Annotated in this window: 18 protein-coding genes; 6 read left to right on the top strand and 12 right to left on the bottom strand. The window is 62.4% G+C overall.

Going from position 1 to position 23,031, the window contains the following annotated elements; genetic code table 11:
• Positions 1 to 38: 38 nt before the first annotated feature.
• The gene (locus tag U9R80_RS26980; RefSeq protein WP_301838963.1) at positions 39 to 893 is read right to left on the bottom strand and encodes a Tim44 domain-containing protein; all 855 of its coding nucleotides are present in this window, start codon (positions 891 to 893) and stop codon (positions 39 to 41) included.
• Positions 894 to 1,056: 163 nt separating this feature from the next.
• Positions 1,057 to 3,240 (bottom strand): DNA helicase II, encoded by a 2,184-nt coding sequence (gene uvrD, locus U9R80_RS26975; RefSeq protein ID WP_301838962.1) that lies wholly within the window; start codon positions 3,238 to 3,240, stop codon positions 1,057 to 1,059.
• Positions 3,241 to 3,462: 222 nt separating this feature from the next.
• On the opposite strand from uvrD, the gene U9R80_RS26970 reads away from it, so the two are divergent.
• The gene (locus U9R80_RS26970; protein ID WP_301838961.1) at positions 3,463 to 6,333 is read left to right on the top strand and encodes an EAL domain-containing protein; all 2,871 of its coding nucleotides are present in this window, start codon (positions 3,463 to 3,465) and stop codon (positions 6,331 to 6,333) included.
• Here the strand turns inward: U9R80_RS26970 and zwf are convergent.
• On the bottom strand, positions 6,330 to 7,772 hold the full coding sequence (gene zwf / locus U9R80_RS26965) for a glucose-6-phosphate dehydrogenase (protein WP_301838960.1): 1,443 nt from the start codon (positions 7,770 to 7,772) through the stop codon (positions 6,330 to 6,332). The genes U9R80_RS26970 and zwf overlap by 4 nt on opposite strands.
• Positions 7,773 to 7,876: 104 nt before the next feature.
• Here zwf and hexR point away from each other — a divergent pair, with 104 nt between their 5' ends.
• Positions 7,877 to 8,743, top strand: a complete 867-nt coding sequence (gene hexR / locus U9R80_RS26960; protein ID WP_274116930.1) for a transcriptional regulator HexR — start codon at positions 7,877 to 7,879, stop codon at positions 8,741 to 8,743.
• Positions 8,744 to 8,915: 172 nt separating this feature from the next.
• Positions 8,916 to 9,134, top strand: a complete 219-nt coding sequence (locus U9R80_RS26955; protein WP_301838957.1) for a PA3496 family putative envelope integrity protein — start codon at positions 8,916 to 8,918, stop codon at positions 9,132 to 9,134.
• On the opposite strand, the gene U9R80_RS26950 is transcribed toward U9R80_RS26955, so the two are convergent.
• A complete protein-coding gene (locus U9R80_RS26950) occupies positions 9,076 to 10,023 on the bottom strand; it encodes a LysR family transcriptional regulator (RefSeq protein WP_167332095.1) in 948 nt (315 codons plus the stop codon). The two genes, U9R80_RS26955 and U9R80_RS26950, sit on opposite strands and share 59 nt — an antisense overlap.
• 204 nt (positions 10,024 to 10,227) lie before the next feature.
• Here U9R80_RS26950 and U9R80_RS26945 point away from each other — a divergent pair, with 204 nt between their 5' ends.
• Both U9R80_RS26945 and oadA read left to right on the top strand, forming a co-directional pair.
• Positions 10,228 to 11,643, top strand: coding sequence for an acetyl-CoA carboxylase biotin carboxylase subunit (locus U9R80_RS26945; protein WP_028942511.1), 1,416 nt, complete (start codon positions 10,228 to 10,230; stop codon positions 11,641 to 11,643).
• Between the two features lie 11 nt (positions 11,644 to 11,654).
• Complete coding sequence (oadA, locus tag U9R80_RS26940) at positions 11,655 to 13,463, top strand: sodium-extruding oxaloacetate decarboxylase subunit alpha (RefSeq protein WP_301838953.1); 1,809 nt, start codon at positions 11,655 to 11,657, stop codon at positions 13,461 to 13,463.
• A 157-nt stretch (positions 13,464 to 13,620) separates the two neighbouring features.
• Here the strand turns inward: oadA and U9R80_RS26935 are convergent, their stop codons facing one another.
• Genes U9R80_RS26935 through U9R80_RS26925 form a run of 3 tightly spaced genes read right to left on the bottom strand, consistent with a single transcriptional unit; the run spans position 13,621 to position 15,396 of the window.
• The gene (locus tag U9R80_RS26935) at positions 13,621 to 14,292 is read right to left on the bottom strand and encodes a GNAT family N-acetyltransferase (protein ID WP_301838951.1); all 672 of its coding nucleotides are present in this window, start codon (positions 14,290 to 14,292) and stop codon (positions 13,621 to 13,623) included.
• A 16-nt stretch (positions 14,293 to 14,308) separates the two neighbouring features.
• Positions 14,309 to 14,755: a GNAT family N-acetyltransferase gene (locus U9R80_RS26930; protein WP_301838950.1), complete on the bottom strand. Its 447-nt coding sequence runs from the start codon at positions 14,753 to 14,755 to the stop codon at positions 14,309 to 14,311.
• Positions 14,756 to 14,766: 11 nt separating this feature from the next.
• Positions 14,767 to 15,396 (bottom strand): FMN-binding negative transcriptional regulator, encoded by a 630-nt coding sequence (locus U9R80_RS26925; RefSeq protein ID WP_301838948.1) that lies wholly within the window; start codon positions 15,394 to 15,396, stop codon positions 14,767 to 14,769.
• A 90-nt stretch (positions 15,397 to 15,486) separates the two neighbouring features.
• On the opposite strand from U9R80_RS26925, the gene pdxR reads away from it, so the two are divergent.
• Complete coding sequence (pdxR, locus tag U9R80_RS26920; protein WP_301838947.1) at positions 15,487 to 17,016, top strand: MocR-like pyridoxine biosynthesis transcription factor PdxR; 1,530 nt, start codon at positions 15,487 to 15,489, stop codon at positions 17,014 to 17,016.
• 3 nt (positions 17,017 to 17,019) lie between these two features.
• Here pdxR and U9R80_RS26915 read toward each other — a convergent pair whose 3' ends face one another.
• The 5 genes from U9R80_RS26915 to aspA form a co-directional block, all read right to left on the bottom strand.
• Positions 17,020 to 18,120 (bottom strand): polyamine ABC transporter substrate-binding protein, encoded by a 1,101-nt coding sequence (locus U9R80_RS26915; protein ID WP_301838946.1) that lies wholly within the window; start codon positions 18,118 to 18,120, stop codon positions 17,020 to 17,022.
• Complete coding sequence (locus U9R80_RS26910) at positions 18,117 to 19,163, bottom strand: histone deacetylase family protein (RefSeq protein ID WP_301838944.1); 1,047 nt, start codon at positions 19,161 to 19,163, stop codon at positions 18,117 to 18,119. The genes U9R80_RS26915 and U9R80_RS26910 overlap by 4 nt, the downstream gene beginning before the upstream one ends.
• A gap of 128 nt (positions 19,164 to 19,291) precedes the next feature.
• The gene (locus U9R80_RS26905; RefSeq protein WP_301838942.1) at positions 19,292 to 20,284 is read right to left on the bottom strand and encodes an AraC family transcriptional regulator; all 993 of its coding nucleotides are present in this window, start codon (positions 20,282 to 20,284) and stop codon (positions 19,292 to 19,294) included.
• 66 nt (positions 20,285 to 20,350) lie between these two features.
• A complete protein-coding gene (locus U9R80_RS26900) occupies positions 20,351 to 21,331 on the bottom strand; it encodes an asparaginase (RefSeq protein ID WP_301838940.1) in 981 nt (326 codons plus the stop codon).
• Between the two features lie 190 nt (positions 21,332 to 21,521).
• The gene (aspA, locus tag U9R80_RS26895; protein WP_028942501.1) at positions 21,522 to 22,946 is read right to left on the bottom strand and encodes an aspartate ammonia-lyase; all 1,425 of its coding nucleotides are present in this window, start codon (positions 22,944 to 22,946) and stop codon (positions 21,522 to 21,524) included.
• Positions 22,947 to 23,031: the final 85 nt, after the last annotated feature.

Below are 23,031 nucleotides of genomic sequence, written 5' to 3'. Positions count from 1 at the left end.
GGGACAAGCCCGGGGTTTTTTTGTGCAATGCCTCAAGATCAGCCGTTCTGGCGGATCCCAGCGACCAGCCAAGGCTGGTTTTCGCCCTGGGCACGTTCCATGTTCCAGCTTTCGCTGAACACTTCGCCCTGGTCAAAGCGCGAGGTCTTGGACACACCGCTGAAGGTCAGGGTGGCGATGGTCTTGTCGGCGCGATCGTCGACGCCTTCAAGCTGCACGTCCAGATTGTCGATGTAGGTGGACTGGAAGCCTTCGCCCAGCTCGGCACGTTCCTGCTTGAGGAACTGCAGCAACTGAGGCGTTACGAACTCGGCGATCTTGTCCATTTCATTGGCATCCCAGTGCTGCTGCAGCGACTGGAAGTGGTTGCGCGCGGCTGCCAGGAAGCTCTGCTCGTTGAACCAGGCCGGGGCGTTGATCACCGGACGGGCAGCGGCGGCAGGGGCGGCCGAACCGCCGAAGATCGACGGCTGGGCAGGCTGCTGGTGCACTTCACGCTCGTAAGGAGCGTGGCCGGCGGCGGCCATTTGTGGCTGCTGCTTGCGACGACGGGCGGCAATGAAGCGGAACGCCAGGAAGGCGATCAGCGCGATGATCAGGATGTCGAAGATCTGCATGCCGTCAAAGCCATCGCCCATGAACATCGAGGCCAGCAGGCCACCGGCGGCGATACCGGCCAGAGGGCCGAGCCAGCGCGAAGCACCGCTGGCGGCTGCAGGTGCACGACCTGGAGCGGTTGGCGAGGCGGCCGGTGTAGCCGGGGCAGCCTGGCGGGTCTGGTGAGTTGGCGCGGCGCCCGAGCTCTTGCCGCCGCCGAAGCGCTTGGCGTTGGCGTCGAGGCTCATCGTCAGGCCGATGCACAGCGCCAAAGCGATGCTAAGAAAACGTTGCATAGATGGGTATTCCCGTTTTGTGGATTGCACGCGCGTCATGGTGCACAGGTTGTAGGACACATGACCAGCGCCATAATGTTTCTAGCTTTTGCCTGACTGTAGAAGCGCGCTTGCCCCACGATGCCTTGGGACTGACCCTACGCATCGCGGGACAAGCCGGCGCCTACAGTGCTTCCAGCTTGGCGTAGCCGAGCATCAGCCACTTGCTGCCTTCGGCAAAGTTGACCTGGACCCTGGCCTGGGCGCCGGAACCCTCGAAGTTGAGGATTACGCCCTCGCCAAACACTGCATGCTGCACACGCTGGCCAAGGTTGAAGGCGGTTTGCGGAATGTTCGCGTTGGCGAACAGGCTGCTGGTGTTGGTTTTCTGCGCTGCGCCGAACGGGCGGCTGACACTGTTGGACAGGCGCACTTCCTGGATCAGGCCCGCTGGAATCTCACGAACGAATCGCGACACCTTGTTGTAGGTTTCACTGCCATACAGGCGACGGGTTTCGGCGTAGGTCATCACCAGCTGCTGCATGGCCCGGGTGATGCCGACATAGGCCAGGCGGCGCTCTTCTTCCAGGCGGCCAGGCTCTTCCAGGCTCATCTTGTGCGGGAACAGGCCTTCTTCCATGCCCACCAGGAACACATGGGGGAATTCCAGGCCCTTGGCGCTGTGCAGGGTCATCAGCTGAATGCTGTCTTCATGCTCGTCAGCCTGGGCATCGCCGGCTTCCAGCGAAGCGTGGCCGAGGAAGGCCGCCAATGGCGAGAGTTCGGCGTCTTCTTCGCTGTTTTCAAAGTTGCGCGCAGCGCTGACCAGTTCCTCAAGGTTTTCTACCCGTGCCTGGCCCTTTTCACCTTTTTCTTCCTGGTGATAGATGATCAGCCCGGATTGCTCGATGACGGTCTGGGTCATCAGGTGCAACGGCATCTCCATGACCTTGGCGGTGAGGTTCTCGATCAGCTCGATGAACGCAGCCAGGGCGCTGGCGGCACGGCCCTTGAGCCCCTTGTTGGCGATCAGCAGGCTCATCGACTCCCACATCGACACTTGTGCGTGGCGTGCGTGGTCGCGGATCGCTTCGACGGTTTTCTCGCCGATGCCTCGTGGCGGTACGTTGATCACCCGCTCAAGCGCCGCATCGTTACCACGGCCTTCGAGCAGGCGCAGGTAAGCCATGGCGTTCTTGATTTCGGCGCGTTCAAAGAAGCGCTGGCCACCATAGATGCGGTAAGGAATGCGCTCGCGCAGCAGGGCTTCTTCAAGCACGCGCGACTGGGCGTTGGAGCGGTAGAGGATGGCAATGTCGCTGCGGGCCAGGCCGGTCTTGAGCACGCTCTCGATGGTCTCGACCACGTAGCGCGCTTCATCGTGTTCGTTGAAGGCGGCGTACAGGCTCAAGGGTTCGCCATCGCCGCCGTCGGTCCACAGCTCTTTGCCCAGGCGACCGCTGTTGTTGGCGATGAGGGCGTTGGCCGCCTTGAGGATGCCGGCGGTGGAGCGGTAGTTCTGTTCCAGGCGAATGAGCTCGGCGTCGGGGAAGTCGGCCGTGTACTGGTGGATGTTCTCGATCTTGGCGCCACGCCAGCCGTAGATGGACTGATCGTCGTCGCCGACGACCATCAGGCTGTCGCCGCCCTTTGCCAGCAGACGCAACCAGGCGTACTGCACGGCGTTGGTGTCCTGGAACTCGTCCACCAGAATGTGGCGGAAGCGCCGCTGGTAGTGCTCCAGCAGGCCCGGGTGGTCACGCCACAGGTCCAGGGCGCGCAGCAGCAGCTCGGAGAAGTCGATGACGCCCGCCCGCTGGCAGGCGGCTTCATAGGCTTCATAGATGCTGCGCATGGTGCCCAGGAACAGGTCGCCACTGGCCTGGATATGTTGCGGGCGCAGGCCTTCGTCTTTCTGGCCGTTGATGAACCACTGAGCCTGGCGTGCGGGCCAGCGTTGTTCATCAAGGCCCAGCTCGCGGATCACGCGCTTGACCAGGCGCTGCTGGTCGTCGCTGTCGAGGATCTGGAAGTTCTGGTTCAGCCCGGCCTCTTGCCAGTGCGCTCGCAGCAGGCGGTGCGCCAGGCCGTGGAAAGTGCCTACCCACATGCCGGCCGGATTGATGCCCATCAATTGCTCGATGCGCTGGCGCATCTCGGCAGCGGCCTTGTTGGTGAAGGTCACCGACAGGATCGAGTGCGGCGAGGCCTGCTCGACCTGGATCAACCAGGCGATGCGGTGCACCAGCACACGGGTCTTGCCGGAGCCGGCACCGGCCAGGACCAACTGACGACCAACAGGGGCGGCTACGGCCTGGCGTTGGGCGTCGTTGAGGGAGTTCAACAGGAGAGAGAGATCATCGCGCATCCGGGCATTTTAGGGGCGCGGGCAACCCTTGGGCAAATATACAGTAGAAAAACTTTGCCCTGACGACTGCCCGGTCATCGGCTGCAGCCCAAGGTCTGCGCGCTTGAGCGCTTTCGTCGGAAAATCGAGCAGATGAATAATGACGCAGAGCAGTTTGGCGGGGGCCCTTGCTTGTGTATGCTCCGTGCACGTTTAGGGCTAACCATTACAAGAACACTGCCTATGACATCCGGTTCCGACTCCGGCGGCGTGCCTTTGCAGACACGTGGGAGTATCCGCAAACACTTCGCTACCCAACTGGCGGTAGAGCGCACCCGGCTGCTCTATCAAGGCTCGCTGCTGCCCACCTTGTTCATGCTGCTCAATGGTCTGGTCTGCGCCTGGTTGCTCTGGAGCCCGGCGCGCTACCTGCTGGTCAGCGTCTGGGTGGTGTGGCTGATGGCGCTGGTGGCCCTGAGGGTTATTCAGGTGGCCGCGTTCGATTCGGCCATGCCGGATCGCCAGGCCCAGCCGAGTTGGCGGCGAATGTTTCTGCTGGGTTCGGCCTTCAGTGGCCTGACCCTGGCCAGCGCAGCGATCGCCCTGGTGCCTGTGGACAACTTCGTGCAGCAAGCCTGGGTGTTCGGCTTATTGGGGGCGGCGACACTGTCCGCCAGCATTGCCTATGCCGTCAGTTTGCCGGCCTTTCTCAGTTTCACCTTGCCGTGCCTGCTACCGCCCATCGCCTTTCTGTTCTGGAATGGAGATGAACACCAGCATGGCTGGGGCTGGCTTGGGCTGATTCTGTTGGGCGCCTTGCTGGTGGTGGCCTGGCAGGTCAACCGCCTGATTGAAGACGGCCTGTTGCGACGCTTCCAGAACCAGGCGCTGATCGAGCACCTGCAAGCAGCCCAGACGCGCAGCGAGCGGCTCAACCAGGCGCTGGTGGCAGAGGTGCAGCAACGGCGCCTGGTCGAGGAGCAATTGCGCGAGGCCCAGGCCGGGTTGGAAACGCGGGTGGCCCAGCGCAGCGAGGAGCTGGACCAGGCCAATCATGCCCTGGCCAAGAGCGAGGAGCGTCTGGCGCTGGCCCTGGAAGCCAGCGAGCTGGGGCTGTGGGACTGGAACCTGGAATCCGACGAAATCCACCATACCCAGCTGTATGAACTGTTCGGTATCGACCCCCAAGGGGTTCGGGAAATGCGTGCGCACCTGCGGCCACGTCTTCATCCGGACGATGTGCCGTTGCTCAAGCGCACCTTGGTCGAGCACTTGAAGGGACGCACCGAGGGCTACCGCATCGAGTATCGGGTGCGCCACAGCCGGGGGCACTGGTGCTGGATCGAGGATCGCGGGCGCGCGGTAGAGCGCGCTGCCAACGGCCGGGTGCTGCGTATGCTGGGGACGCGCCGGGACATCAGTGAGCGCAAGGGCCAGCAGGAACAGCAGCGGTTGGCGGCCACGGTGTTTGAAGCTGCCAGCGAAGGCATTGTGATTCTCGACCCGGACTACTGCCTCCTGGCGGTCAACCAGGCATTCTGCCGGGTCACAGGCTATATGCGAGAGGAATTGCTGGGGGGCAAGCTGCTGGAATTGCCCTGCAGCCGGGATGCCTGGCGTCATCATCAAGCGATCGAGCAGGCCCTGGAGCAACAGGGCAGTTGGCAGGGTGAGTTGGTCGAGGCGCGCAAGCATGGCGAGCTGTATCCCCAATGGCTGCAACTCAACGGCGTGCGCGATGCCCGGGGCAACCTGAGCAGCATTGTTGGCTTCTTTACGGACCTTTCAGCCCGGCGCGAGTCCGAAGAGCGCTTGCGCTACCTGGCCCACTACGACGAACTGACCGGGCTGGCCAACCGCGCGCTGTTTCGCCTGCGCCTGCATGAGGCCGGGCAGCGCGTGCGTTTGAGTGGGCGGGGCCTTGCCTTGCTGCATATCGACCTGGACCGCTTCAAGCTGCTCAACGACAGCCTGGGTCATGAGATGGCCGATCACTTGCTCAAGCAAATGGCCCGGCGAATCGGCAACGCCATGCCCGAGGCCGATACCGTGGCACGGTTGTCCGGCGATGAGTTCTGCGTGCTGTTTGATGGTTACTCGAACTTGTCGAGCCTGGTGCGGGTTACAACCCGGCTGCTTGAAAAGCTGCGCGTGCCCCTGCGGGTCGAGGGCCATGAACTGGTGATCAGTGCATCGGTGGGCATCAGCCTGCAGTCCGATGCCAGCTGTGATGTATCGGCCCTGGTCACCCAGGCCAACATGGCCATGCAGCATGCCAAGCACCTGGGGGGCGACAACTTCCAGTTCTACACCGAAAGCCTGCAGGCCAGCACGCTGCAGCGGCTGCAGCTGGAAAACCACCTGCGCAAGGCCATTGAAGAGCGTCAGTTGCAGGTCTACTACCAGCCGAAACTGTGCCTGGCCACCGGGCGCCTGCTTGCCGCTGAAGCCTTGGTGCGCTGGCAGCATCCGCAGTGGGGCATGGTGCCACCGAGTGATTTCATTGGCCTTGCCGAAGAGACCGGGTTGATCGCGCCGATGGGCGAGTTCGTCCTGCGCCAGGCGTGTTGGCAGGCGTGTGAGTGGCAGCGTCAGGGGCTGGAGCCGATCCGGGTATCGGTCAATCTGTCTGTCTATCAATTGCGCCAGGGCAAGCTGGTCAGCCTGGTGCGTCAGGTGCTGGATGAAAGCGGGCTGGCGCCTCACTTGCTGGAGCTGGAGCTGACCGAGAGCCAGTTGCTCGACAGTGTCGAGCACATCATCGCCACCTTCGGTCAGTTGCATGAACTGGGGGTAAAGCTGGCTATTGATGATTTCGGTACCGGCTACTCATCGCTCAGCTACCTCAAGCGCTTTCCGGTGGACTACGTGAAGATCGACCAGGCCTTTATCCGTGGCTTGAGCGAAGGCAGCGAAGACGCTGCCATCACCCGAGCGATCATTGTCATGGCCCAGAGCCTGGACCTGAAGGTGGTCGCGGAAGGGGTCGAAACCCGCGAGCAGCTGGAATTCCTGCGCAAGCAGGGCTGCAACGAAGTGCAAGGCTACCTGATCAGCCGGCCTGTACCCGCGGCGGAACTGGCTGGCTTGCTGGCCAGCCCGTACCGCTTCTAGAGGTGCCAGGCGCGCCCCTGGTGGGCCAGCAGGCTGTGAGCCTGGTCCGGGCCGTTGGAGCCCGCGTGATAAGGCCGCGGGGCCTGGAAGTGTTCCTGCCAGCCGATGAGAATCGGGTCGATCCAGGCCCAGGCGGCCTCGACTTCGTCGCGGCGCATGAACAGGGTCGAGTCACCATCGAGCACATCGAGTAGCAGCCGTTCGTAGGCCTCCCAGCGGCGGGTCTGGCCGAACACCTGGGCGAGGTTGAGGTTCAGCTCCACCGGCTCCAGACGCATGCCTTTGCCGGGGCTCTTGGTCATCATCTGCAGGCTGATGCGCTCGTCCGGTTGCAGTTGGATCAGCAACTGATTGGCCTGATCGCCCTCGAACAGGCGATGGGGCACCGGCTTGAACTGGATGACGATTTGTGAAGAACGTTTGGCCAGGCGCTTGCCCGTGCGCAGGTAGAAGGGCACACCGGCCCAGCGCCAGTTGTCGATATGCGCCTCAACGGCGACGAAGGTCTCGGTATCGCTGTCGTTGTCGACATCTTTCTCGAAGTAATAAGCGGGCACTTCCTGCCCGCCGATCTTGCCGACGCTGTACTGACCGCGCACGGTCTTGTCTTGCACATCCTGACCGCAGATGGGCTTGAGGGCCTTGAGGATCTTTACCTTTTCATCGCGTACTGCTTCGGCTTCAAACTGCGCGGGCGGCTCCATCGCCACCAGGCAGAGCAGCTGCAGCAAGTGGTTCTGCAGCATGTCACGGGTGGCGCCGGCGCGGTCGTAGTAGGCACCGCGGTTCTCCACCCCCAGGGTTTCACAGACGCTGATCTGCACATGATCGACCTGGTTGTTGCGCCACACCGGCTCAAGCAGGGCGTTGGCAAAGCGCAGGGCCATGAGGTTCTGCACGGTTTCCTTGCCCAGGTAGTGGTCGATCCGAAACACCTGGGATTCGTCGAATACCTCGCCGATCGCCTGGTTGATCGCCGTGGCCGACTCCAGCGAGTGGCCGATGGGCTTTTCCAGCACGATGCGTGCTTCGCTGTCGGCGAGCCCGGCCACCTTCAGGTGGTTGGCAATAGGCACGAACAGGTTCGGTGCGGTGGCCAGGTAGTAGATGCGGGTCAGGCCGCCCGGCTCACCAAGAAAACGCGCCAGGCGACCGAAGTCGGCGCTCTGCGAAGCGTCCATGGAGAAATAGTCCAGGCGTGCACAAAAACGCGCCCAGACATCTTCGTCGAAGTCGTTGGGCGCGATCTGGGCCCGGCAGCGGCGTTCGGTGAGCTTGAGAAATTCTTTGCGTGGCAGCGCGCGCCGGGCCAGGGCAATGATGCGTACGGCGTTGTGCAGGCGCCCCTCGCGATACAGGTGATAGAGCGCCGGAAGCAGTTTGTGCAGGGCCAGATCACCGGTGCCGCCGAACACCAAAATGTCGCAAGGGATAGTCAATACCACCACTCTCCTAGTTCGTTTAGCTGGGCGGGTCGCCGGTCATGTAGTATAACTACAAGAAAGCTACAACCCGGTCAGTCGATCATAACCGAGTCCTGCCCTTGAATCTGTTGCAACACATCGCCCAGTCGCGCCATCTGCTACGCAAATCGGAACTGAAGGTTGCCGATCACGTGCTGCTGGATCCCGCAGCCGTCATGCATAGCTCCATGGCCGATCTTGCCCACAGCGTTGGTATCAGCGAGCCGACCATCGTGCGCTTTTGCCGCGCCATCGGTTGCTCCGGGTTCCAGGACCTCAAACTCAAGCTGGCCCAGAGCCTGGCGGCCGGTGCCAGTTTTGGCCAGTTCGCCATTCATGAAGACGACTCGGTTGCCGACTACAGCCTGAAGATTTTCGACACTACCCTGCATACCTTGATGGAGGTGCGCGAGCATCTTGATCCCCAGGCCCTGCAGCGTGCGGTAACGGCCATGGCCAATGCCCAGCGTGTCGAGTTCTACGGCTTTGGTGCGTCCGGCGCAGTGGCGGCGGATGCCCAGCACAAGTTCTTCCGCCTGCTGCTCACGGCGGCGGCGTATTCCGACCCGCACATGCAGGCAATGTCGGCCGTGACCCTCAAGCCTGGTGATGTAGCCATCTGCATTTCCCAGTCGGGGCGCTCCAAGGACCTGTTGATTACCGCCAACCTGGTGCGTGAAAGCGGGGCTACCTTGATCACCCTGTGCCCGAGCCAGACCCCGCTGGCCGAGCTGTCGACGGTCAACCTGGCCATCGACGTGCACGAAGACACCGAGATCTACACCCCACTGACTTCGCGTATCGCCCACCTGGTGGTCATCGACGTGCTGGCCATGGGCGTCGCCATGGCGCGCGGCCCTAGCCTGGTAAACCACCTCAAGAGCGTCAAACGCAGCTTGCGCAGCCTGCGCCTGTCCCCCAAGTCCGTGAAGGCAATGGACGACTGACCCCCACTGTAGGAGCGGGCTTGCCCCGCGACCGAGGCCGGCAAGTGGTGCCTCAATCGCGGGGCAAGCCCGCTTCTACAGTGCAGATTCACCCTCTTGTAACCCCCTCGCCGCCAAACTGTCATTCACCTGAGCCACGCTGGACTCCCGCACTCGATCAGGGAGATATGCAATGGCTCGTGAACTCGATGGCTCGTATCAACCCAACGCCAAATCCCGCAAGCAGCAGGAGAAAGATCAGCGCCGCATGGAGTTTCGCCGCGCGATTGAAAGCTACTCCGAGCAGCGTCGCCTTCTACAGGAAATAGCCGATTTTCCCGAATTGCAGGCCATCAATGTGTGGCAGGTATCGGCGGCAGGTTCCCCGAAAAACGCTCAACAAGCCCGCTGATTTGCGTCCGTTCGCTGCGGATGAACGCAAGAAAGGCCAGGGCCACCGGCGACTGCCGCTTGGCCTTGGCCTGCACCACACACCAGCTGCGGTACAGCGGTAGCTCTTCCACCGGCAACTCGCGCAGCACGCCGGTAGCCAGTTCCAGGTTGAGCGCATGACGGGTCAGCAGGGCAATGCCCAGGCCGGCAATCACGCACTCACGCTGGGCGTCGGCCGAAGCGACTTCGAGGGTCTGGGTGAAGTGCACGCGCTTGTCCTTGAAGTATTCCTCACAGGCCTTGCGGGTTCCCGAGCCTTGCTCGCGCACCAGCAGGGTATGTGGCTCAAGGTCTTGCAGGCGCAGCTTTTCCAGCTTGCACAGTGGATGCTCGGGCGGCGCCACGGCGACAATCGGGTTATTAAGGAAGGGCAGGAACTCCAGGCCCATGTCCTGGGGCACCATCGACATGATGATCAGGTCATCACGATTGTCGGAGAGCCTGCGAATGGCCTGGGCGCGATTGACCACCGTGAGGGTGAGGTTGACCTCCGGGTGCAAACGCTTGAAGGCAGCGAACAGGTGCGGCACGAAGTACTTGGCGCTGGATTCGACGGCCAGCTTCAAGTGCCCCTGCAACGAGCCCTGCATGTCGGAGAGCTGCATGTCGAGGCTCTCCAGGCGGCCAAAGATATCGCGGCTGGCCCGTTGCAGCGCTTCGGCGGCCTCGGTCAGGTAGAGCTTCTTGCCGACGTACTCGAACAGCGGCTGGCCCACCAGTTCTTCGAGCTGGCGGATCTGTAGACTAACGGCGGGTTGCGTCAGATTCATCTCCTCGGCCGCCCGGCTGTAGGAACGCAAATCACAGACCTCATTGAAGATCTGCAATTGACGCAATGTCATACGCATCAATGACTTACGCATTTTGTCCGTGTCCCGGAAAAACCTTGTAACAGCACTATAAGCTTTTGCTAATGCTCGCCCTAATAAATATTGATTTTTGTTTATTCCGAGACAGCGCTAGGGTAAAGATGCGACTGGCCAGCGACGATTGGTCACGCGCCGACCGGTTATGCCGGCTCGTTTGTTCTAGCGGCCTTGGGAATTATTCCAGTGATAAAAAAGATCCTGATCGCCAACCGCGGTGAAATTGCTGTTCGCATCGTGCGTGCCTGCGCCGAGATGGGCATCCGTTCCGTGGCGATCTTCTCCGACGCCGACCGCCATGCCTTGCACGTCAAGCGTGCCGATGAGGCCCACAGCATTGGTGCCGAGCCCCTGGCCGGCTACCTGAACCCGCGCAAGCTGGTGAACCTGGCAGTGGAAACCGGTTGTGATGCCCTGCATCCCGGTTATGGTTTTCTGTCGGAGAACGCTGAACTTGCAGACATTTGTGCCGAGCGTGGCATCAAGTTCATTGGCCCGGCGGCAGAAGTCATTCGCCGCATGGGTGACAAGACTGAAGCCCGCCGCAGCATGATCAAGGCCGGTGTCCCGGTGACGCCAGGCACTGAAGGCAACGTGGCCGACATCCATGAAGCCCTTGAAGAGGGTGATCGCATCGGTTACCCGGTGATGCTCAAGGCCACCTCCGGTGGTGGCGGTCGCGGCATTCGTCGCTGCAACAGCCGCGAAGAGCTGGAACAAGCCTTCCCACGGGTGATTTCCGAAGCGACCAAGGCCTTTGGTTCGGCGGAAGTCTTCCTGGAAAAATGCATCGTCAACCCGAAACACATCGAGGCGCAGATCCTCGGTGACAGCTTCGGCAACGTTGTGCACCTGTTCGAGCGCGATTGCTCGATCCAGCGCCGTAACCAGAAACTGATCGAAATCGCCCCAAGCCCGCAACTGACCCCAGAACAGCGCGCCTACATCGGTGATCTGTCGGTACGCGCCGCCAAGGCCGTGGGTTACGAGAACGCCGGCACCGTGGAGTTCCTGCTCGCCGATGGCGAGGTGTACTTCATGGAGATGAACACCCGGGTGCAGGTGGAACACACCATCACCGAAGAAATCACCGGGATCGATATTGTTCGCGAGCAGATCCGCATCGCCTCGGGCCTGCCGTTGTCGGTCAAGCAGGAAGATATCCAGCACCGCGGTTTCGCTCTGCAATTCCGGATCAACGCTGAAGATCCGAAGAACAACTTCCTGCCCAGCTTCGGCAAGATCACCCGTTACTACGCCCCCGGCGGTCCGGGCGTGCGTACCGACACGGCGATCTACACCGGCTACACCATTCCACCGTTCTACGACTCCATGTGCCTGAAACTGGTGGTCTGGGCGCTGACCTGGGAAGAAGCCATGGACCGTGGCCTGCGCGCCCTGGACGACATGCGCGTGCAAGGGGTCAAGACCACCGCCGCTTACTACCAGGAAATCCTGCGCAATCCGGAATTCCGCAGCGGTCAGTTCAATACCAGCTTCGTTGAAAGCCATCCTGAACTGACCAACTACTCGATCAAGCGCAAACCCGAAGAGCTGGCCCTGGCCATCGCTGCCGCCATCGCCGCCCACGCAGGCCTGTGAGGAACCCGACAATGTCCAAGAAAATTTTTGTAACCGACACAATCCTGCGCGACGCCCACCAGTCCCTGCTGGCTACCCGCATGCGTACCGAAGACATGCTGCCGATCTGCGACAAGCTCGACAAAGTCGGCTACTGGTCGCTGGAAGTCTGGGGCGGTGCAACGTTTGACGCCTGCGTGCGCTTCCTCAAGGAAGACCCGTGGGAGCGCCTGCGCAAGCTGCGCGCCGCACTGCCCAACACCCGCCTGCAAATGCTCCTGCGCGGCCAGAACCTGCTCGGCTACCGCCATTACAGCGATGACGTGGTCAAGGCTTTCGTGGCCAAGGCCGCCGTCAACGGTATCGACGTGTTCCGTATCTTCGACGCCATGAACGACGTGCGTAACCTGCGCGTGGCCATCGAAGCGGTCAAGGCTGCCGGCAAGCACGCCCAGGGCACCATTGCCTACACCACCAGCCCTGTGCACACCATCGACGCATTTGTGGCCCAGGCCAAGCAGATGGAAGCCATGGGTTGCGACTCGATCGCGATCAAGGACATGGCCGGCCTGCTGACCCCGTACGCCACCGGCGAACTGGTCAAGGCGCTCAAGGCCGAGCAGTCGCTGCCGGTGTTCGTCCACTCCCACGACACCGCCGGCCTGGCTGCCATGTGCCAGCTCAAGGCGATCGAGAACGGTGCTGACCACATCGACACCGCCATCTCCAGCTTCGCCTGGGGCACCAGCCACCCGGGTACCGAGTCGATGGTCGCGGCCCTCAAGGGCAGTGAATTCGACACCGGCCTGGACCTGGAACTGCTGCAGGAAATCGGCCTGTACTTCTACGCCGTACGCAAGAAGTACCACCAGTTCGAGAGCGAGTTCACCGCCGTCGACACCCGTGTGCAAGTGAACCAGGTTCCGGGCGGGATGATTTCCAACCTGGCCAACCAGCTCAAGGAGCAGGGCGCACTCAACCGCATGAACGAAGTGCTGGCCGAGATTCCACGGGTTCGCGAAGACCTCGGCTTCCCGCCGCTGGTGACGCCGACTTCGCAGATCGTCGGTACCCAGGCGTTCTTCAACGTGCTGGCGGGCGAGCGCTACAAGACCATCACCAACGAAGTGAAGCTGTACCTGCAAGGTGGCTACGGCAAGGCGCCGGGTGTGGTCGATGAGCAACTGCGTCGCCAGGCCATCGGTAGCGAAGAAGTGATCGACGTGCGCCCAGCCGACCTGCTCAAGCCGGAAATGGCCAAGCTGCGCACTGACATCGGCAACCTGGCCAAGTCTGAGGAAGACGTGCTGACCTTCGCCATGTTCCCGGACATCGGGCGCAAGTTCCTCGAAGAGCGCGAAACCGGCACCCTGACCCCAGAAGCGCTGCTGCCGATTCCAGAAGCGGGCGCGGTGGCTTCGGCCGGCGGCGAAGGCGTACCGACCGAGTTCGTCATCGACGTGCACGGTGAAACCTACCGCGTCGACATCACCGGTGTGGGCGTCAAGGCTGAAGGCAAGCGTCACTTCTACCTGTCCATCGACGGCATGCCGGAAGAAGTGGTGTTCGAGCCACTCAACGAGTTCGTCGGCGGTGGCAGCAGCAAGCGCAAGCAGGCCAGCGCACCGGGCCACGTCAGCACCACCATGCCAGGCAACATCGTCGATGTACTGGTCAAGGAAGGCGACATGGTCAAGGCCGGCCAGCCGGTGCTGATCACCGAAGCCATGAAGATGGAAACCGAAGTCCAGGCAGACATTGCCGGCAAGGTCACCGCCATCCACGTGGCCAAGGGCGACCGGGTCAACCCGGGTGAAATCCTGATCGAGATCGAGGGCTGATTACAGGCCCCGTCTACAAGCGGTTAACCTCTGGGGAGCGATTGCTCCCCTTTTTTTTGCCTGTAGCCGCTGCCGCCAGGCTGCGATCGGCCGAGAAGCGGCCGCAGAATGGCGACTGCTGTGCAGTCGATCGCAGCCTGGCGGCAGCGGCTACACGTTATCCCTGCCGGCAGGCTTCCAACGTATGTAGTTGCCCCTCCGGCCGCTGGTTATCTTCACCCAACCAGTGCTCAAACCCCGCCGCAATCGCCGGCCACTCGTCGTCGGTAATCGAAAACCAGGCCGTATCCCGATTCCGGTCCTTGATCACCATGTGCTTGCGAAACACCCCCTCGAAGGTGAAGCCAAACCGCAGCGCCGCTCGTTTGGAGCGGGCGTTGGCATCGTTGCACTTCCATTCCAGGCGACGGTTGCCCAGCTCGAACCCCAGCTTGCCCAGCAGGTAAACCGCCTCGGTGCCCTTGGGCGTGCGCTGCATGGCGGCGCCGAAGGCGATGTGGCCGATTTCGATACGGCCCTGGTCGGGGACGATGGACATCAGGCTGAGGATGCCCTGGGTCTGGCCACTGGCCAGGTCGATGACGCTGTAGAACAACGGATCGCTGCTGGCCGCGTTGCTGTCGAGCCAGTGGTCGAAGTCTTCGCGCTCGGTAAACGGGCCGTAGGCCAGGTAGTCCCAGAGCGTGGGGTCGGCATTGGGGCCCTGGAAGACGTCCCAGAGATCTTCGCGGTCGCGCCGGGGATCGAGCTTTTCCAGGCGGATGAAGCGCCCCACCAACGGTGTGGGGTGCGGGCGTTTGGCCGGGTGCCAGTTCAAGGTTTCACTCATGGGGTGGCTCCTGGGTTTACAGCGGTTTGCGAAACTGAATGAAGCCGGGGCGTTCGGCGACTTGTTCGTACAGGCTGATCGCCGTGGCATTGGTTTCGTGGGTCAACCAATGAACCTTGGCGCAGCCCGCTTGGCGAGCCGTGTCGTAGACGTACTCGATCAGCTGGCGGCCAACACCCAGGCCGCGCTGCTCGCTCTGGACGTACAGGTCTTGCAGGTAGCAGGCGTTTTCGATGCTCCAGTTGGAGCGATGGTAGATCCAGTGGACCATGCCCACCGCCTTGCCATCGACCCAGGCCAGCGCCGCGTTGGTCGGTTCGTTGGGGTCGAGCATGCGCTGCCAGGCGACGTTCGTCACGTCATCGGCGAGGCGCGTTTGGTAGAAGTCCAGATACGCCTGCCACAAGGGCAGCCAGGCGCTGTGATCGTTGGCGGTTACAGGGCGAATGTTTACGGTCGACATGGCTGTTTCCTTCAGAGTGGGCGCATCTGGGCGGCCAGTTGATTGTCCAGGGGGTCGGTGCTGTTGCTGAGACTTCGGCGCACACCTTCGATGTCGATGGCCGAGCGGTTCTGGCTGAGCTTGCGGGTGCCTTGCAGGCGGTCGATCGGCAGGGCAAAGCCGACGATGGCCTTGAGCATCCCGGCCATGTAGTCGGCGGGCGCTTCATCCACCGACCAGGGCCTGGCCTGGCGTTGCTCATGGTGGTCGCTCAAGCGCCGGACGATGTCCAGCAGGTGCTCGGCATCGTGATACACCCGGGCCTTGCCCCAAGCGTGTACGGCCACATAGTTCCAGGTGGGTACGGTGCGCGGGTCCTCACGCTTGCTTGGATAGTAGCCGGCGCTGACGTACGCATTGGGCCCGGCAAACACCACCAGGGCTTCGGCACCGTTTTCCAGTTCCTGCCATTGGCGGTTGGCGCGGGCGAAGTGGCCGAAGAGCGTGCCGTTGCTGCCCTGGCTGCGGTCCAGCAGCAAGGGCAGGTGGCTGGCCTGCAGGCCTTGTTCGCCCTGGGTCACGAGCACGGCAAGGCGGGTTTGCTCGATCTGCTGGTGCAGTTGGCTGAGGTCGGTTTCCTTGTAGCTCGAAGGTGTGAACATAGGGATTGTCCTTGGCGAATGGTCCAATCCTAGGCAGGCTATTGGTCTATGGTAAGAGCCATTAACAGCTAATTTGATAGGTCCATTGTCATGAGCGAGCGTCCCTTCACCTTGCCGTTCGACCCCACCGGGATCGTGCTGGATCGTCGCCAGGGCTTGAGCCGGCAGCTCTACCAGGCACTGCGCATGCGGGTGCTGGATGGACGCTTGAGCAGTGGTACACGGTTGCCGGCCACCCGCGACATGGCCGCTGCGCTGGCGCTTTCGCGCAACAGTGTGGTGCGTGCCTATGACCAGTTGTATGCCGAAGGCTTCATCGAAAGCCGGGTGGGCGATGGCACTTACGTGAGCCAGCTACCAAAACTATCCACAAAAGTATCCACAGGGTTATCCCTGGGTTTTTCCACAGGGTTATCCACAAAATTGACCGAAAATACTGAGGTTTTGTCCAGTAAAGTTATCCACACTGGCCCTTTGACGCGCCTCGAAAACCATCATTTACCCGCCCCAAAAAGTGGTCCGCCGCGGGCATTTCGCGTCGGTTTACCGGCGCTCGATCTGTTCCCTTTCGACGTATGGGCCAAGCTGCAGGCGGGTTTTTGGCGCAATCCGGACCCCGCTGCCCTGGGTTACGGTGATCCGGCCGGTGAACCGCAGCTTCGTGAGCTGATAGCGACCTATTTGCGTCGATCGCGCGGGCTTTCCTGCACGGCTGAACAAATTGTGATCACCAGTGGTGCACAGCAGGCAATAAGCCTTTGTGCACAGCTGCTGCTGGAGCCGGGGGAGAGTGTGGCTGTGGAAAACCCGGGCTATCGCGCTGCCGGAAATGCCTTTGCCCTGACCGGGGCGCAGGTGCATGGGGTGGTTGTGGATAACGACGGACTGGATTGCGCCGCGCTCGATGCCCTGGCGAACTGTCGCCTGAGCTACGTGACGCCCTCGCACCAGTACCCCACCGGGGTCACCATGAGCCTGGCCCGGCGCCTGGAGCTGCTTGCCTGGGCCCAGCGCAAGGACGGCTGGATCATCGAGGACGACTACGACGGCGAGTACCGTTACAGCGGCGCCCCCCTGGCGCCGCTGGCAGCCTTGGATCGCAGCGGGCGGGTGCTGTACATCGGCACCTTCGGCAAGATCGCCTTTCCAGCGCTGCGCCTGGGTTACCTGGTGCTGCCGCAACAGCTGGTGCAGGCCTTTTCCCGTTGCCGGGCGCTGGCGGTGCGGCATTCGGAAGTCGGTACCCAGGCGGTCATGGCCCAGTTCATGGCCAAGGGGCATTTCCAGCGCCACATCCGCCGCGTGCGGCGTGCGGCGCTGAGCCGGCGAAACGCAATGCAGGCCGGTTGGCCCGTGGATGTTCCAGGCCTGGGCCCGATGCCGGAGGTCGCGGCGGGGCTGCATGTGAAAGTCGATGTGGACAGCTATGCCCGCGAGCAGGACCTGATCGCCCGCGCCGAAGCCGTAGGCGTCGAGCTCAACGCCTTGAGCGACTACTGGTTACCCGACTCGACCACCCCTGTGGATAACCGCGCCGGGTTGGTGCTGGGCTTCGCCGCCGTGGACGAAGCCCGGATTGCCGACGCCCTGGCACGTTTGCGGCGTGCCTGGCGGGTGTGACGGTCAGGTCCCGGCCTTGATCTTGGTCCAGGCCCGGGTGCGGGCGCGTTCGGCGTCACGGGCCAGTGGCTGCAAGGTGTACAGCTTGGTCATGGCCGCTTCGGTCGGGTACAGGTTGGGGTTGTTGCGAATGGCCGGTGCGACCAATGCGGTGGCGTCCTTGTTGGGGTTGGGATAGCCGACGAAGTCGCTGATCGGGGCGATGACCTGGGGCTGTAGCAGGTAGTTGATGAAGGTGTAGGCGTCTTCCGGGTTGGCGGCGCCTTTGGGGATCGCCAGCATGTCGAACCAGATCGGCGCGCCCTCCTTGGGCAGGCGCATATCCACCACCACGCCGTTCTTCGCTTCGATGGCGCGGTTGGCGGCTTGGGAGAAGCTGCCCGAATAGCCCACGGCCACGCAGATGTCGCCGTTGGCAATGTCGGCCATGTACTTGGAGGAGTGGAAGTAGGTGATGTGTGGACGAATCTTCATCATCAGCGCTTCGGCTTTCTTGTAGTCAGCCGGTTTGTCGCTGTTGGGCGGCAGGCCCAGGTATTGAAGGGCCAGGGGCAGGATTTCCGAGGGCGAGTCGAGCAGGGCGACGCCGCACTGCTTGAGCTTGGCAATGTTCTCTTCCTTGAAGATCAGGTCCCAGCTGTCCACCGGGGCGTTGTCGCCCAGTGCCGCCTTGACCTTGGCCGGGTTGAAGCCGATCAGCACGGTGCCATACATGTAGGGCACGGCAAATTTGTTGCCGGGGTCGTTGGCTTCGATCAGCTTCATCAGCTTGGGGTCCAGGTGCTGCCAGTTCGGCAGCTTGCTGCGGTCCAGCGGCTGGAACACCCCGGCTTCGATCTGCTTGGCCAGGAACACGTTGGAAGGCACGACCACGTCATACCCCGAGTTGCCGGTCAGCAGCTTGGCTTCGAGCGCTTCGTTGGTGTCGAAGATGTCGTAGATCAGCTTTACCTGGCTGTCTTTCTGGAAGTCCACCAGGGTTTGCGGGGTGATGTAGTCGAACCAGTTGTAGACCCGCAGGGTGCGTTGCTCGGCAGCCTGGAGGCTACCGACAAGCAGGGTGCTACAGAGCAGTGGAGCGATCAGGCGCGTGAGTCGGGTCATCGTTGAGCTTCCTGTTGGGCGCGTTCAAAACCTTCCAGTACGTTCACGGCGTTGATGCCGATTTCCTCGACGGCATAACCGCCTTCCATGACGAACAGGGTCGGCTTGCCCAGGCGAGCGATGCGTTCGCCCATTTGCAGGTAGTCGGGGCTGTCCAGCTTGAACTGGGAAATCGGATCGTCCTTGAAGGTATCGACCCCCAGGGAAATCACCAGTACATCCGGCCCGTAGGCAGCGATGCGTTCGCAGGCCTGGTCCAGGGCATTGCTCCAGGTCGGCCAGTCACTGCCGGCCGGCAGTGGGTAGTTGATGTTGAAGCCTTGGCCTTCACCTTCGCCTTCTTCATCGGCATAGCCCAAAAAGAACGGGAACTCGGCTTGCGGATCGCCATGAATCGAGGCGAAGAACACGTCGCTGCGCTGGTAGAAGATTTCCTGGGTGCCGTTGCCGTGATGGTAGTCCACGTCCAGGATCGCCACTTTTTTCCGGCCCTGGTCGAGGAAGGCCTGGGCGGCGATGGCGGCGTTGTTCAGGTAGCAGTAACCACCCATCACATCGCTGGCGGCATGGTGTCCAGGTGGCCGGCACAAGGCGAATGCACTGTGGGCGCCGGCCTGGATGGCGGCCTGGGCGGTCAGTGCGACCTGGGCAGCACTGTAGGCGGCCTTCCAGGTGCCGGCGGTAATGGGCGCACCGGCGTCGAAACTGTAGTAGCCAAGCTCGCCATGCAGGCCGCTGGGCTTGAGGCTGCGCAGCGTGCGCGCCGGCCAGGTGAAGGGCAGCAGGTCACCGTCGTGACCCAGCTGCACCCAGCGCTGCCAGGCGCCTTCAAAGAAATTCAGGTAGTCGGCACTGTGTACGCGCAGCAGCGGCGCACGGCCAAAATCCGCGGGGCCTTGCACGGGCCCCAGCTCGCAGTACTTGACCCGCTCCAGCACGTGATCGGCGCGTGAAGGCATTTCAAAGCAGGGCATCAATTGCCCATCGATCAGCTCGCAGCGGCCGTGGTGCAAGCGATGGTCATCAGAGTAAATCGTCAGCATGTTGTTGTTCTCCGGGTCACTGGCGTGCCGTCCATTGTTGATGGCGGGGCCCCGGGGTAGAACGGCATAAACGGCCAAAAGGGGATCGATATGGCCAGACTGCGTGTCCGGATCGGCCCCCGGGGTGCTCAGGTACGGAAATGGCTGGGTGCCACGCCGCTCCAGCGCAGGAAGGCATGGCGGAAACTGGCGGTCTCACTGAAACCCAGCACTTCGGCGATGCGGTAGATCGGCAACTGGTCTTCGGCCAATAGTTGCTTGGCCCGTTCAAAACGCAATTCGTCGAGCAATTGCTGGTAGCTGCTGCCCATTTCCTGCAAATGGCGGCGCAATGTGCGCGAGGAGCAGTTCATTTGCCGTGCCAGGCCTTCCAGGCCGGGGGCGGCCTCGAGCTGGTCGAGCAGCAATTGGCGGATGCGCCCGAGCCACGCCTGGCGTCCGGTGAACTCCAGGTTCTGCCGACGGCAACGCTCGCTCATGGCCCGGTGGGTGACCTGATCCGCCAGCGGCAGGGGCGTATTCAGCCAGCGCCGCTCGAAAGCGAAGGCGTTATCGCCGGCCTCGAATTGCAGTGGGCAGTCGAAGGTATGGCAGTACAGCGGATGGTAGTCGGGAGCGGCATGGGCAAAGCGCGCAGCCAGCAGGGGCAATGGCTGCCCGAGCAGATCGTCGCAGATGACTTTCAGGGAGGTCAGGCAGAACTCGGCATTGAAGGCCGCCAGATGCGGATCTTCCCCGTATTCGCTGGCGCTGAACCAGACACGCTGGCCGTCGTCGACCAGGCGCAACTGGAAAAGTGTTCCCAGTAGCGCCGGGTACTGCATGGCCAGGTGCAAAGCGTCACCTAAGGTGGCACTGGAGAGCAGGGCGTAACCCAGCATGCCGTAGCAGGACACATGCATGCGCCGGCCCAGTTCCAGGCCCACTTCACGGCGCCGGGCCACCGCATTGGCGCACACCTGCAACTCCTGGCGGGTGGTAATGCGCGAATCGGCGCGGCCCAGGTCGGCCAGGCTGATCCCACTGCCTTCGAGCAACGCCTGAGCGTTAATCTCATCGTCCTCAAAGGCCTGCAGAACCAGGGACACGGCATTGAGAGTGGTCAGGTGTGAGTGGAGCATGTGCGGCTTCCTGCTGAAGGGCTGCAGGTTACCGAGCAATATGTGTGCCTTGCCAGGGTTATTGCGCTATGGCAGCTCCAGCTCGACCAGGCGCCGCACTTCGCTCGCCGGCAAGCCTGCACCGAGCAGCCACTGCAACTTGCCAAAGGCCGCCTCGCGGGTCATGCCGCCGCCGGACACCACGCCGACCTGACGCAGGCGGCTGCCTGCCTCATAGACATCCAGCTCGACACCCCCTTCATGGCATTGCGTGATTGCCACCACCACCACCCCCTTGGCCTGTGCCTGGCCAAGGGCGGCGAGAAACGCCGGGTTGTCGGCAGGCCCCGTGCCGCTGCCGAAGCACTCCAGGATCAATCCTTGCGCACCGCTGTCGAGTGCCGCTTGCAGCAGCGGTGCGCCGAAGCCTGGTACCAGTGGCAGTACGGCCACCGAGGCGGGCTGCCTGGGTTGGCGATAGTCGAGTGCGGCGGGCAGTTGCGACGCCTTCGCTGCGCCGGCATTGCGCTTGAGGGTGACGAAGGGGTGGCGTCCGAAGCTGCGCACCTTGGCCGTGCGCAGGGGATCGAGCAGTTCACCGTGAAAGTACAACTGCACGCCGTAGGCCTGGCCCTGACCCAGGGCGTGCAACGCGCCTGTCAGGTTGTCCCAGGCATCGCTGTCGGCAACGCCGGCCGGCAACATCGACCCGGTAAACAGCACCGGTGCCTGCAAACCCCGCAGTTGATACGTCATGGCGGCAGCGCTGTAGGCCAGGGTATCGGTGCCATGCAGAATCAGCACGCCATCGCAGCCCTGATGATCAATGGCGTCGATGACCGCTTCGCGCAGGCGCTGCCAGTACGCGGGGGTCATGTTGGCGCTGTCGATCAGCGGCAGCAGTTCGCGAAATTGCCAGTCGGGGATGTCGGCCACGCCGGCCAGGCGCTCGCGCATCCGCTGCTCGAAGCCCGAGGCCGGTGCCAGGCCGTTGGCGCTGGCCTGCATGCCAATGGTGCCGCCGGTGTACAGCACCATGATGTGCTGGGCAGGGTGTGCAGTGGCCATGGGGCTGTCTCCGTGGTTGGCGAGTGGGGGGCGGGCTTGCCCCGCGATGCGATCTAACTATTACACCGCATCGCAGGGCAAGCCCGCCGCCGTGCAGACATAAAAAAAGGGCCCGGGGAGTGATCCCTGGGCCCTCAAAAGGTGAGAGGTGTCTAGTCCCTCGACCTGGTGAGCGGTGTTACAGCGTCGTTCAGCCTTTGAGCGGAACCAGACGCGGAGCAATCATGTTTTCCGGACGCAGGATGTCGTTGAGCATCGCTTCGTCCAGCAGGCCTTCTTCACGCACCAGTTCCAGTACGCCGCGGCCGCTTTCCAGCGCGATGCGAGCGATACGGGTGGCGTTTTCGTAGCCGATGTACGGGTTCAGGGCGGTGACCAGGCCGATCGAGTGTTCGACCAGTTCACGGCAGCGCTGTTCGTTGGCAGTGATGCCGACGATGCAGTGCTCGCGCAGCATGTCCATGGCGCGTTGCAGCAGGCGGATCGAGTCGAAGATCTTGTAGGCGATCAGCGGCTCCATCACGTTCAGTTGCAGCTGGCCGCCTTCGGCAGCGACGGTCAGGGCCAGGTCGTTGCCCATGATGGCGAAGGCCACCTGGTTGACGGCTTCCGGGATAACCGGGTTGACCTTGCCTGGCATGATCGAGCTGCCTGGCTGACGCGCTGGCAGGTTGATTTCGTTGATGCCGGTGCGTGGGCCGCTGGACAGCAGGCGCAGGTCGTTGCAGATCTTCGACAGCTTGACCGCGGTACGCTTGAGCATGCCGGAGAACAGCACGAAAGCGCCCATGTCGGAGGTGGCTTCGATCAGGTCGGCAGCCGGTACCAGCGGCTGGCCGCTGATGGTTGCCAGGCGCTGAACGGCCAGCATCTGGTAGCCCGGGTCGGCGTTGATGCCGGTACCGATGGCGGTACCACCCAGGTTGATTTCGGTCAGCAGCTCAGGCGCCAGGGAACGCAGACGGTTGAGGTCTTCGGTCATGGTGGTGGCGAAGGCGCGGAATTCCTGGCCCAGGGTCATCGGTACGGCGTCCTGCAGCTGGGTACGACCCATCTTCAGTACGTGGTCGAATTCCTGGCCCTTGGCGGCGAAGGCCTGGATCAGGCTGTCGAGGCTGGCCAGCAGGGCGTCGTGACCCAGCAGCAGACCCAGACGGATCGCGGTCGGGTAGGCGTCGTTGGTCGACTGCGCCATGTTCACGTCGTTGTTCGGGTGCAGGTACTGGTACTCGCCCTTCTGGTGGCCCATGGCCTCCAGCGCGATGTTGGCGATTACTTCGTTGGCGTTCATGTTGGTAGAAGTACCAGCACCGCCTTGAATCATGTCGACCACGAACTGCTCGTGGTAGTCGCCGCGGATCAGACGGGCGCAAGCCTCGCTGATGGCAGCGTGCTTGGCATCGCTCAGGTGACCCAGCTCACGGTTGGCGTCGGCAGCAGCCTGCTTGACCATGGCCAGGGCCACGACCAGCTTCGGGTAGTGCGACAGCGGAACACCGGAGAGGTGGAAGTTGTTGGCAGCGCGCAGGGTCTGGATGCCGTAGTAGGCATCAGCTGGAACTTCAAGGGTGCCAAGCAGGTCTTTTTCGACGCGGAACGATGCAGCAGCGGACATGATAAATATCATCTCGAATTTGGCCCGGCACATGCCGGAATGGCGCCAATCCTAGGCCTGCGGCGATTTTGCGGCCAATGCTGTT

The sequence above is a fragment of the Pseudomonas sp. JQ170C genome (genome assembly GCF_035581345.1).
In the GTDB taxonomy this organism is placed as follows: Bacteria; Pseudomonadota; Gammaproteobacteria; order Pseudomonadales; family Pseudomonadaceae; genus Aquipseudomonas.
The sequence above is the reverse complement of the archived record's forward strand: the minus strand, read 5'-3'. Positions and strand labels throughout refer to the sequence as shown.

Coding starts and splice junctions, on each gene's coding strand:
- U9R80_RS26955 (WP_301838957.1), top strand. CDS start 8,916: ATGGCTCGTGAACTCGATGGCTCGTATCAACCCAACGCCAAATCCCGC.
- aspA (WP_028942501.1), bottom strand. CDS start 22,946: ATGTCCGCTGCTGCATCGTTCCGCGTCGAAAAAGACCTGCTTGGCACC.
- U9R80_RS26900 (WP_301838940.1), bottom strand. CDS start 21,331: ATGGCCACTGCACACCCTGCCCAGCACATCATGGTGCTGTACACCGGC.
- U9R80_RS26980 (WP_301838963.1), bottom strand. CDS start 893: ATGCAACGTTTTCTTAGCATCGCTTTGGCGCTGTGCATCGGCCTGACG.
- U9R80_RS26905 (WP_301838942.1), bottom strand. CDS start 20,284: ATGCTCCACTCACACCTGACCACTCTCAATGCCGTGTCCCTGGTTCTG.
- U9R80_RS26915 (WP_301838946.1), bottom strand. CDS start 18,120: ATGACCCGACTCACGCGCCTGATCGCTCCACTGCTCTGTAGCACCCTG.
- uvrD (WP_301838962.1), bottom strand. CDS start 3,240: ATGCGCGATGATCTCTCTCTCCTGTTGAACTCCCTCAACGACGCCCAA.
- U9R80_RS26970 (WP_301838961.1), top strand. CDS start 3,463: ATGACATCCGGTTCCGACTCCGGCGGCGTGCCTTTGCAGACACGTGGG.
- U9R80_RS26925 (WP_301838948.1), bottom strand. CDS start 15,396: ATGTTCACACCTTCGAGCTACAAGGAAACCGACCTCAGCCAACTGCAC.
- U9R80_RS26935 (WP_301838951.1), bottom strand. CDS start 14,292: ATGAGTGAAACCTTGAACTGGCACCCGGCCAAACGCCCGCACCCCACA.
- pdxR (WP_301838947.1), top strand. CDS start 15,487: ATGAGCGAGCGTCCCTTCACCTTGCCGTTCGACCCCACCGGGATCGTG.
- oadA (WP_301838953.1), top strand. CDS start 11,655: ATGTCCAAGAAAATTTTTGTAACCGACACAATCCTGCGCGACGCCCAC.
- U9R80_RS26930 (WP_301838950.1), bottom strand. CDS start 14,755: ATGTCGACCGTAAACATTCGCCCTGTAACCGCCAACGATCACAGCGCC.
- U9R80_RS26950 (WP_167332095.1), bottom strand. CDS start 10,023: ATGCGTATGACATTGCGTCAATTGCAGATCTTCAATGAGGTCTGTGAT.
- U9R80_RS26910 (WP_301838944.1), bottom strand. CDS start 19,163: ATGCTGACGATTTACTCTGATGACCATCGCTTGCACCACGGCCGCTGC.